Genomic DNA, 10,869 nt, shown 5'->3' on the forward strand with positions numbered 1-10,869 from the left:
GCTTAATCCTCGCGTAACAGTTCGACATAGCGACGGGTTACTGCGGTCAGGTCGTTGCCTTCCAGCGGAAACTCAATTCCACGCGGCGCATCGGCGGGCAGGGCGCGCAGTACGTCCAGCCAGTCGGTATTAATGGGGTCAGGTGGTACGGCGCGGAAGCTGTCATGATGTGGTGTCGCCGCTTTAACGTGGATGTAGCACACCGAAGGCGCCAGCTGCTGGGCAGCTTCCTGCGGGCAGTTTCCAACCCACAGCCAGTTACCCATATCAAAGGTCAGGCGTACGGGTAGGTTGAGTACACGGCAGGCGGCTTTGAAGCGCTGCATCGGCGGCAACTGGCCGCATTCGGTCTGGTCGTTTTCTACCACCAGCGCCATGCCGCTGACCTCCAGCCAGGTACGCAGGGTTTCGAGCGGCGCTTTGCGCTCGAAATGGCCGAGGGAGACTTTCAGCCACAGGGCGTTCAGCGTGCGAGCTTCTTCGAGCAGGGCGGGAAGGTGTGGGTTAAGCGTGCCATCGGCAAGAAACAGCGGTTCAGGGGCGGAATAGCAGGCCAGTAATTTCTGCGCTTCAATCGCGCATGCCAGTTCTGGCAGGGCGTTTAGCTCGGCGTCATTAAACATCTCGCGGCGGATTTCAACACCGTCCGCCCCGGCTTTCGCGATTATCGGCAGCATCGCCGCCTGGCCACCCGCGGCGCGGACCTGGTCATGTCCGTAAGCAGCAGTAACCACGATAATTTGTCTTTTCATGGGGAACTCCAGCGTCATCGTATAGTTAATACGCTAGATGGAACCGGTTCCAAAGAAAAGCTCAGGATGTTGAATTTATGATCGTCATCACGAAGGATCGTTAACGGGAGGTTGATCCTCTGATAATCAGTTCACCAGAGAAAACCTGTTCATGGATGGCGGTGCTGCCGCCTTCGATGCGGCGCACGACCTGTTCGACCGCCGCAAAACCAATCTGCCAGGTGGGCTGTTTGAGGGTGGTGATGCCGACGCCTGCCAGTTCTGCCCATTCCAGTTCATCGAAACCCAGCAGTCCAATATCGCTGCCCCAGTTCAAACCGATGCGTTTGAGCGAGCGGGCAACCTGTAACGTGAGCGCGCCGTTAGCGGAGATAATCGCTTTGCGCATGCCGCGATAGCGGGTGTGAAACTGGCGCAGGGTGTTATCCAGCAGCGCATTCTCAGCCAATGGCACTTCCGCATTTTCGGCCAGCACGCCTGGGTAGCGCGCCAGTGTGGCATTAAACGCCGCCAGACGTTCGCGGCGGGTGTTGACGGTGCCCAGCGGTTCGCTGAGAAACAGCAGGGCTTCGAAACCCTGGTCAATGAGATGTTCGGTGGCGGTTGTTGCTGCCTGGGTATTATCGAGCCCCACCACATCGCAGGCGAAATCGGGAATTTTACGGTCAATCAGAACCATCGGCAGTGAGGATTGTTGCAGGCGATTGAGCGCCTCTTCGCGCATCCCGACGGCATTGACCACAATCCCTTCCACCTGATAACTGCGCAGCAGGTCGAGATAATGCTGCTCCTGATCAACCTCGTTATTGGTGTTACACACCAGCGGAGTGAACCCTTTCTCGCGGCAGGCGGCCTCAATACCGCTTAACACGTTAACCGAGTAGGGGTTGGTGATATCGGCGATAATCAGACCAATCAGGCGGGTGCGGCCACGCTTCAGGCTGCGCGCCATCAGGCTGGGGCGATAATCGAGTTCGGCGATGGCGTTTTCAATACGCGCCAGAAGCGCATCGGAAAGCAGATGCTTCTCACCGTTAAGATAACGGGAGATGCTGGTTTTACCGGTTTTCGCTGCTTTTGCGACGTCGCTGATTGTCGGGCGTGTTGATTTCGCCATAGGGAGCCTCTCTTTGCAAAGTGAGAACACCTTAGCGCGAAAATCTGGCTAAGCAAGTGATTTGCCCGGTAAACGAGGTGTTACCGGGCCGGAGTATTACTGGAGAGGGCTTAACGTGATTTCAACGCGACGGTTCTGCGCTTTGCCCGCTTCGGTGCTGTTGCTGGCAATTGGATTCGCCGGGCCCATCCCGCTGGTGCGGATGCGCGTTGCCGCCACGCCCTGCGTAATCAGCGAGCTGGCGACGGAATCCGCACGCTGCTGAGACAGGCGCATGTTCAGATCCTGCCCGCCGGTGCTGTCGGTGTAACCGACCACGTTCACCGCGGTTTTTTCATACTCTTTCAGCACCATCGCGACGCCGGTCAGGGTATTCGCGCCCGCCGGTTTCAGCGTCGCACTGCTGCTGTCGAAGGTGACATTGTTCGGCATGTTTAACACAATGTTGTCGCCATTTCGCGTCACACTCACGCCCGTTCCCTGCATTTTGTCGCGCAGTTTAGCTTCCTGCACGTCCATGTAGTAACCGACGCCGCCGCCAAGAGCCGCACCCGCTGCCGCACCAATCAACGCGCCTTTGCCGCGATCTTTCTTCGACGAAGAGAGTGCGCCAACACCGGCACCAACCAGAGAGCCGATACCGGCGCCAATGCCGGATTTGCCCGCTTCGCGCTCACCGGTGTAAGGGTTAGTGGTGCAGCCAGAAACTGCCAGAGCTCCGCTCACTACGGCAGCAATCATCAGTACGCTTTTTTTCATCTCAGTTCCTTAATCCTTTTTTATTCTTTGCCACGGCGACCGTGACGGTTAATTATGACGTGGAAAGAAGCGGAAAATTCCCTCTATAACTCCGATTTATGTAAAAAATAATGAGTGATGGTTAATCTATCGCCACAACACCTGCATCGAACGCTCAGGAGCACGCTTTGGCTAATACAGCGAAAACGCACACGATCTTAACTGCCGCCCACTGGGGGCCCATGCTCGTCGAAACCGACGGTGAAACCGTTTTTTCCTCGCGCGGGGCGCTTAAAACCACGTTTGTGAACTCTTTGCAAAGCGCAGTGCGCGATCAGGTGCACAGTAAAACGCGAGTGCGTTACCCAATGGTGCGCAAAGGCTATCTGGCCTCACCAGCGTCGCCGCAGGGTGTGCGTGGGCAGGATGAATTCGTGCGGGTAAGCTGGAACGAGGCGCTGGATCTCATTCATGCGCAGCACAAACGTATTCGCGAGACGTATGGCCCGTCCTCGATTTTTGCGGGTTCCTACGGCTGGCGCTCCAATGGCGTCCTTCACAAAGCGGCGACGCTGTTACAGCGTTATATGAGCCTGGCGGGCGGTTATACCGGGCATCTCGGGGATTACTCGACCGGCGCGGCGCAAGCCATCATGCCGCACGTGGTTGGCGGCAACGAAGTGTATCAGCAGCAAACCAGCTGGCCGCTGGTGCTGGAGCATACGGACGTGGTGGTGCTGTGGAGCGCCAACCCGCTGAATACGCTGAAAATTGCCTGGAACGCTTCGGATGAGCAAGGCATCCCTTACTTTGAACAACTGCGCAACAGCGGCAAACGCCTGATCTGCATCGATCCGATGCGATCGGAGACGGTCGATTTCTTTGGTGAGACGATGGAGTGGATCGCGCCGCATATGGGGACGGACGTGGCGATGATGCTCGGCATTGCCCATACGCTGGTGGAAAACGACTGGCATGATGTGGAATTCCTGCAGCGTTGTACGACCGGTTATGCCCGGTTTGAAGCGTATCTGCTGGGCAACAGTGACGGTCAGCCGAAAACGGCTGAATGGGCATCAGCCATTTGTGGTGTCAGTGCAGCTAAAATCCGTGAACTGGCGAAACTTTTCCACGAAAACACCACCATGTTAATGGCGGGCTGGGGCATGCAGCGTCAGCAGTTTGGCGAACAAAAGCACTGGATGGTGGTGACGCTCGCCGCCATGCTCGGTCAAATCGGTAGGCCGGGCGGGGGTTTTGGCCTCTCCTATCACTTCGCCAACGGCGGCAACCCGACGCGACGCGCCGCGGTGCTGGCGTCGATGCAGGGCGCGGTAAAAGGCGGAGCGGATGCGGTCGATAAAATCCCCGTCGCGCGAATTGTCGAGGCACTGGAAAACTCTGGCGCACCGTATCAACACAACGGCATGGACAGGCACTTCCCGGATATCCGTTTCGTCTGGTGGGCGGGTGGGGCCAACTTTACGCATCATCAGGACACCAACCGCTTAATTCGCGCCTGGCAGCGCCCGGAACTGGTGGTGATTTCCGAGTGCAACTGGACGGCGGCGGCGCGTCATGCGGATATCGTGCTGCCTGCCACCACATCCTTCGAGCGCAACGATCTCACCATGACCGGTGATTACAGTAATCAACACCTGGTGCCAATGAAGCGCGTGGTGATGCCGCAGGGTGAAGCGCGCGATGATTTTGAGGTATTCGCTGAGCTGAGCGAGCGCTGGGAAACGGGCGGGCGCGAGCGTTTTACCGAAGGCAAAAGCGACCTGCAATGGCTGGAAACGTTTTATCAGATCGCCTCAGAACGGGGCGCCAGCCAGCAGGTGACGCTGCCGCCGTTTGCGGAGTTCTGGCAGGCGAATCAGCTTATCGAAATGCCGACCAGCGAACAAAACGGTCAGTTTGTGCGTTTCGCGGCCTTCCGCGCCGATCCGCAGGCTAATCCGTTGAAAACGCCGAGCGGGAAAATCGAGATTTATTCCGAGCGCATCGCCAGCTTTAATTATGCCGATTGCCCGCCGCATCCAATGTGGCTGGTGCCGGACGAATGGCACGGCAATGCCGAGCCACAGCAGTTGCAGTTGCTTTCCGCGCATCCGGCCCATCGTCTGCACAGCCAGCTCAACCACACCTCCCTTCGCGAGCGGTATGCGGTCGCGGGGCGGGAACCGCTTACCCTGCATCCGCAGGATGCGCGTGCACGAAATATTCAGGATGGTGATCTGGTGCGCGTGTGGAATCATCGCGGGCAGGTACTGGCGGGCGCGGTGGTGAGCGACGGCATTAAGCCTGGTGTGATTTGCCTGCATGAAGGCGCGTGGCCGGATCTTGACCTTCAGGCCGGAGGCATCTGTAAAAACGGTGCGGTCAACGTACTGACCAAAGACCTCCCCAGCTCGAAGCTGGGGAATGGTTGTGCGGGGAATACGGCGCTGGCGTGGGTAGAGAAATACCGCGGCCCGGCGCTTACGCTTACGGCGTTTGATCCGCCTGCCAACGCATAATCCAGGTGGGATGTTTGGTCTCCTCCTGCCATGCGCCGTCTTCAATGCGAAAGCCGAGCGCATGGTAGAAATTCACCGCGCGGCCATTTTTCTGGTACACCTCCAGGCTTAACATCGGATAGCGCTGCTTAACCTCGTTGAGCAGCGCGCTGCCAATACCGCGATGTAATGCCTGCGGGGCCACGAACAACGCACCGACAAACTGGTTATCCATTACGCTGATGAATCCCAGCAGCGTGTCATTTTCTTCCCACACCCAGGTTTGTGCCGCTGGAAGGTAAACGTCGCGTACCAGCGCGAGGCTGTCATGCCAGTACTGCTCATCAATGAAAGGATGCGCGAAGGTGGTGCTTTCCAGCCACAGCGTCAGCACCGGGTCGAGGGATTTAGCTGTCCACTTGCGGATCATGCTGGCCTCCGGGATGGCAGAAACAGCCCGTCACGTGATCGTTAACCAGGCCGCACGCCTGCATGAAGGAGTAGCAAATCGTGGTGCCGACAAACTTAAAGCCACGTTTTTTCAGCGCTTTTGATAAGGCGTCGGACGCGGGCGTCGAGGTGGGAATGCCGGACAGCTCTGCCGCCTGGGTAACAACGGGCGTGTTATCCACGAATGACCAGACGAAATCGACAAACGGTTCACCGTTTTCTTCCATCGCCAACCAGGCGCGCGCGTTGCCAATAATGGCCTGAATTTTCCCTCGATGGCGGATAATTCCCGCGTCCAGCACCAGTCGCTCAACGTCTTCTTCCGTCATGGCCGCCACTTTGCGCGGGTCGAAATGGTGGAAAGCATGACGGTAGTTTTCCCGTTTCTTAAGCACCGTTATCCACGACAGCCCGGCCTGCTGGCCTTCAAGGCAAATCATTTCAAACAGCTGCTGCCCGTCTCTCTGCGCAACACCCCACTCCTTGTCGTGATAGTCGATATAGAGCGGATCCTGACTGACCCAACCACAACGCTGCATACCCTTCTCCTGTTTCATGGCCCTGACCTGATAATAAAACCTGCAAATCATGCTTGACGCCAGAAATAAAAAGACAATATTTAATACAGGGATACACACCCCCTAAAAACATAACAATATCGCCGGGTTCGGCTCTTTTCTGGAGTCGCTTAAATGATTGATAAGAAATGCACTGGCTTTCGACCAGCCGTTTTGACTGCGCCTGTCTTTTTTTACTTATTATTTGCGGCTAAGGCACACGCCTGGCAGCAAGAATATATCGTGACTGACACAGAAAGTCGTACCGCTGAACGTTATACATGGGATAGCGATCACCAACCGCGTTATGACGATATTCTGGCGGAACGTATCAAGGCCGCCAGCGATGGGCCTGGGCTTGCGATAACCATGCCGGACGAGACGCCGCTGGATGCAACCAAATCAATGAGCATCGGCTGGAATATGCCGCTGACGGCAGGTATTACGACCGGGCCCGTGGCCGTGTGGAGTTATGACGGCACGCCTGGCGCAGTGTTTAATGAGGCGGGCGATATTGGCAGTTATACCGATCCTATGTGGCATGCTAGTATCAGTACGCTGGGCTGGCGCGTGGATTCCCGCTCCTGGTGGGGCGTGCATCCGTGGGCGCAGGTGAGCTATAACCAGCAGTATGGCGAAAACCAGTGGAAAGCCCAGTCTGGCCTTAATCGCATGCCGGGTAGCAATCAGGAAGGTAATTGGGTCGATGTCACGCTGGGTGCGGATATGTTGCTTAATCAACACGTTGCTGCGTATGCGGCTCTCTCGCAGGCAGACAACATGACCACGGGTTCTAACTACCTCTATACGATGGGCGTTAGCGCACGCTTTTAACATTGTCTGATGGCACGGGCCTGGCCGCGCCATCGGGCGTAAGCTGCACGCAATGCCATTCATTCCCCTCTCAGTGCATTTCATTCCGTCCTCGACGCACTTCATGCCTTTTTCCCCCATGGAATACGCGGGTTTCGTTATCGTAGCCGCAGTTAATTCAAGAAGGCATCTTCATTATGAACGCTGCAACTCAAAACCATACTCGCTGGCTGACGCTTATCGGCACTATCATTACCCAGTTTGCTCTGGGGTCAGTTTACACCTGGAGTCTGTTTAACAGCTCGCTCTCCAGCAAGCTGGATGCGCCGGTCAGCCAGGTCGCTTTCTCCTTCGGTTTATTAAGTCTCGGCCTCGCGCTTTCTTCTTCCGTGGCCGGGAAATTACAGGAGCGTTTTGGCGTAAAACGCGTCACTATGGCCTCCGGGATTTTACTTGGCGTCGGTTTCTTCCTGACGGCGCACTCTAACAGCCTGATGATGCTGTGGCTGAGCGCGGGCGTGCTGGTTGGCCTCGCCGATGGCGCAGGCTATCTGCTGACGCTCTCCAACTGCGTGAAATGGTTCCCGGAACGTAAGGGACTGATTTCCGCGTTTGCCATCGGCTCTTACGGTTTAGGTAGCCTCGGTTTTAAATTCATCGACAGCCACTTGCTGGAAACCGTCGGCCTGGAAAAAACCTTTATGATTTGGGGCGCGATTGTGCTGGTGATGATTGTCTTTGGCGCGATGCTGATGACGGATGCGCCGCAGCAGGAAGTAAAAAGCGTTAACGGCGTGGTTGAAAACGACTTCACCCTGGCGCAGTCCATGCGTAAACCGCAATACTGGATGCTGGCGGTGATGTTCCTGACGGCCTGCATGAGTGGCCTGTATGTGATTGGCGTGGCGAAAGATATTGCCCAGGGCATGGTGCATCTGGATATCGCGACGGCGGCGAATGCGGTAACCATTATCTCAATCGCTAACCTGAGTGGCCGTCTGGTGCTCGGTATCCTGTCCGATAAAATCTCCCGTATCCGTGTCATTACTATCGGTCAGGTCATTTCGCTGGTGGGTATGGCTGCGCTGCTCTTCGCTCCGCTCAACGCGACCACTTTCTTCGCGGCAATTGCCTGCGTCGCCTTTAACTTTGGTGGCACCATCACTGTGTTCCCATCGCTGGTGAGTGAGTTCTTCGGCCTGAACAATCTGGCGAAAAACTACGGTGTGATTTACTTAGGCTTTGGTATCGGCAGCATCTGCGGTTCGTTGATTGCCTCGCTGTTCGGCGGCTTCTACGTGACCTTCTGCGTCATCTTCGCTCTGCTGATTATCTCGCTGGCACTGTCCACGACGATTCGTCAACCGATCCAGCCAACGCTGCGCCAGATACACGCTCACTGATTGCTAGTCCGAAAAAAGAGGAGCGATGGCTCCTCTTTTGCTGTTTTTAATCCCTCATTTGTCCACTTCCACACTTGCTTTTTTGTAAATATCTGTAGCGAAAATGCACATCATTGCCACTTTTCCCTCTTACTGTGGTCTACTTAGCCGCGCGCGTTCTGAATGGACTCTATTACTCCCGCACAATTGCCTGATGCGCCAACCTGGATGGTTTAGCGCTGGATCTGTTTTTTCCCTTTTTTCAGGGTTATTTGCATGCGATATATTAAAACGATGTCTCAGCAGACGCTGTGCTGGCTGCTGGCCGTTTACATCGGTCTGTTTATGAATGCTTCCGTGTTCCTTCGTCGCTTTGAAGGTTACGCTCAGGAACTCACTTTCTGGAAAGGCGTCGCGGCTATCGTTGAAATGGTTGCCGCCGTTCTGATCTGCTTTTTCCTCCTGCGTATTCTGTCGTTGCTCGGCAGACGCGTCTGGCAGGTACTGGCGTCGTTGCTGGTTCTGATTTCCGCTGGCGCCTGTTATTACATGACCACCATGAACGTCATGATTGGCTACGGTATTGTCGCGTCGGTTATGACGACGGATATCGATCTGTCGAAAGAAGTGGTTGGCTGGACGCTGGTTGTCTCGGTGGTGCTGATAAGCGCCATTCCGCTGTTCCTTATCTGGTTCAACGGCAGCAACATGACGCTGTGGCGTCAGATTCGCACGCCGGCACTGCGCTGGCGCAGCGTGCTGGTGGTTCTGCTGGCGGGGCTGATGGTCTGGGGGCCGATACGTTTTCTGGATACGCGCCAGAAACGCGATGACCGCATTGCGGGTGTGGATATGCCGAGCTACGGCGGTGTACTGGCTAACTCCTATCTGCCGTCCAACTGGCTTTCTGCACTGGGGCTTTACGCGTTTGCACAGGTAGATGAATCATCAGATAACAAATCCCTGATGAACCCGGCGAAGAAATTTACCTATACGCCGACGCAAAACCTCGACGATACCTACGTGATTTTTATCATCGGGGAAACTACCCGTTGGGATCATATGGGGATGCTGGGTTATGAGCGCGACACCACGCCAAAACTCTCTAAAGAGAAGAACCTCGTGATGTACCGCGGTTACTCCTGTGACACCGCGACGAAGCTGTCGCTTCGCTGCATGTTTGTGCGTGAGGGCGGGGCGGAAGATAACCCGCAGCGCACGCTGAAAGAGCAGAACGTGTTTGCGGTGCTTAAGCAGTTAGGCTTCAGTTCTGACCTCTATGCGATGCAGAGCGAGATGTGGTTCTACACCAATACGATGGCGGATAATATCGCTTACCGTGAGCAGATCGCCGCAGAGCCGCGCAACCGCGGTAAAGCCGTGGATGACATGCTGCTGTCGAGCGAAGTTCAGCGCTCGCTGGATGATAACCCGCAGGGTAAACACCTGATTGTGCTGCACACCAAAGGGTCGCACTACAACTACACCCAGCGTTACCCGCGCGCGTTCGCGAAGTGGGGGCCGGAGTGCTATGCCGTCGATCGTAAGTGTCCAAAAGACCTGATGATTAACTCGTTTGATAACTCCATCACCTATGTCGATCACTTTATCGATACCATTATCGATCAGGTGCGCGATAAGAAAGCGATTGTGTTCTACGCCTCTGACCACGGTGAGTCGATTGAAGAGCGCGAGCACCTGCACGGTACGCCGCGCCATATGGCCCCACCGGAGCAGTTCCGCGTGCCGATGATGGTGTGGATGTCGGATAAATATCTGGAGAATCCGTCTAATGCTGCGGCGTTTGCGCAGTTGAAGAAGGAAGCGGATATGAAGCAGCCGCGCCGTCATGTTGAGCTGTACGACACGATTATGGGATGCCTCGGTTACACCTCGCCAAACGGCGGGATTAACGAGAATAACAACTGGTGTCACATCCCGGATGCCAGCAAGAAAGCCACCAATTAACCGCGATGGCGAGTTTATCGCCGAACGAATGGCTTTTTTAAGGTAAGGGATTGACGGGGATGCATCGCAGCAGTAAGATGCGCCCCGCATTCGGTGATTGGCGCAGCCTGGTAGCGCACTTCGTTCGGGACGAAGGGGTCGGAGGTTCGAATCCTCTATCACCGACCAAATTTGAAAAGCCCGCTCTTTGAGCGGGCTTTTTTGCGTCTGGTGTTTGAAGACAACCCTCACCCTAACCCTCTCCCTGAAGGAGAGGGAACCGATCGCACGTAGGTTTACGTTTAGCGCTGGTTTTCTCTCTCCCTGAAGGAGAGGGGGACCGATCGTACGAGGTTTACGTTTAGCGCTGGTTTTCTCCCTCTCCCTGAGGGAGAGGGGACCGATCTCACGCAGATTTACGTTTAGCACTGGTTTTCTCTCTCCCTGAGGGAGAGGGCCGATCGCCCGCAGGTTTACGTTTAGCGCTGGTTTTCTCTCTCCCTGAGGGAGAGGGGACCGATCTCACGCAGGTTTACGTTTGGCGCTGGTTTTCTCCCTCTCCCTGTGGGAGTGTACGGTCCGGGGACATGGTAGACAGGTGTTCGGGGACAT

At 55.8% G+C, this 10,869-nt stretch carries 9 protein-coding genes and 1 tRNA gene; 5 read left to right on the plus strand and 5 right to left on the minus strand.

Annotation, left to right across the window (positions count from 1 at the left end; genetic code table 11):
- Nucleotides 1–2: 2 nt before the first annotated feature.
- The 3 genes from DBY68_RS13740 to DBY68_RS13750 all read right to left on the minus strand — a co-directional run bounded on the left by DBY68_RS13740 (nucleotide 3) and on the right by DBY68_RS13750 (nucleotide 2,628).
- Complete coding sequence (locus DBY68_RS13740) at nucleotides 3–752, minus strand: xylose isomerase (protein WP_108476454.1); 750 nt, start codon at nucleotides 750–752, stop codon at nucleotides 3–5.
- A gap of 100 nt (nucleotides 753–852) precedes the next feature.
- Nucleotides 853–1,869 carry a LacI family DNA-binding transcriptional regulator gene (locus DBY68_RS13745; protein WP_108476453.1) on the minus strand — a complete coding sequence of 339 codons (1,017 nt, stop codon included), beginning with the start codon at nucleotides 1,867–1,869 and terminating at the stop codon, nucleotides 853–855.
- 96 nt (nucleotides 1,870–1,965) lie between these two features.
- Nucleotides 1,966–2,628, minus strand: a complete 663-nt coding sequence (locus DBY68_RS13750; RefSeq protein ID WP_108476452.1) for an OmpA family lipoprotein — start codon at nucleotides 2,626–2,628, stop codon at nucleotides 1,966–1,968.
- Between the two features lie 167 nt (nucleotides 2,629–2,795).
- On the opposite strand from DBY68_RS13750, the gene DBY68_RS13755 reads away from it, so the two are divergent.
- The gene (locus tag DBY68_RS13755; protein ID WP_108476451.1) at nucleotides 2,796–5,129 is read left to right on the plus strand and encodes a molybdopterin guanine dinucleotide-containing S/N-oxide reductase; all 2,334 of its coding nucleotides are present in this window, start codon (nucleotides 2,796–2,798) and stop codon (nucleotides 5,127–5,129) included.
- Here DBY68_RS13755 and DBY68_RS13760 read toward each other — a convergent pair.
- Both DBY68_RS13760 and tag read right to left on the minus strand, forming a co-directional pair.
- Complete coding sequence (locus DBY68_RS13760) at nucleotides 5,098–5,538, minus strand: N-acetyltransferase (protein WP_108476450.1); 441 nt, start codon at nucleotides 5,536–5,538, stop codon at nucleotides 5,098–5,100. The two genes, DBY68_RS13755 and DBY68_RS13760, sit on opposite strands and share 32 nt — an antisense overlap.
- Entirely contained in the window at nucleotides 5,516–6,097 is a 582-nt protein-coding gene (tag, locus tag DBY68_RS13765) for a DNA-3-methyladenine glycosylase I (protein WP_108476449.1), read from the minus strand. The genes DBY68_RS13760 and tag overlap by 23 nt, the downstream gene beginning before the upstream one ends.
- 153 nt (nucleotides 6,098–6,250) lie before the next feature.
- On the opposite strand from tag, the gene DBY68_RS13770 reads away from it, so the two are divergent.
- The 4 genes from DBY68_RS13770 (at nucleotide 6,251) to DBY68_RS13785 (ending at nucleotide 10,446) form a co-directional block, all read left to right on the plus strand.
- Nucleotides 6,251–6,949, plus strand: coding sequence for an autotransporter domain-containing protein (locus tag DBY68_RS13770; RefSeq protein WP_108476448.1), 699 nt, complete (start codon nucleotides 6,251–6,253; stop codon nucleotides 6,947–6,949).
- 176 nt (nucleotides 6,950–7,125) lie between these two features.
- Entirely contained in the window at nucleotides 7,126–8,331 is a 1,206-nt protein-coding gene (locus tag DBY68_RS13775) for an MFS transporter (protein WP_108476447.1), read from the plus strand.
- Between the two features lie 255 nt (nucleotides 8,332–8,586).
- Nucleotides 8,587–10,278 (plus strand): kdo(2)-lipid A phosphoethanolamine 7''-transferase, encoded by a 1,692-nt coding sequence (gene eptB / locus DBY68_RS13780; RefSeq protein WP_108476446.1) that lies wholly within the window; start codon nucleotides 8,587–8,589, stop codon nucleotides 10,276–10,278.
- A 91-nt stretch (nucleotides 10,279–10,369) separates the two neighbouring features.
- Nucleotides 10,370–10,446, plus strand: a tRNA-Pro gene (locus DBY68_RS13785).
- Nucleotides 10,447–10,869 lie beyond the last annotated feature (423 nt).

The organism is Pseudocitrobacter sp. RIT415, assembly GCF_003057695.2.
GTDB classification, from domain to species: Bacteria; Pseudomonadota; Gammaproteobacteria; order Enterobacterales; family Enterobacteriaceae; genus Pseudocitrobacter; species Pseudocitrobacter faecalis.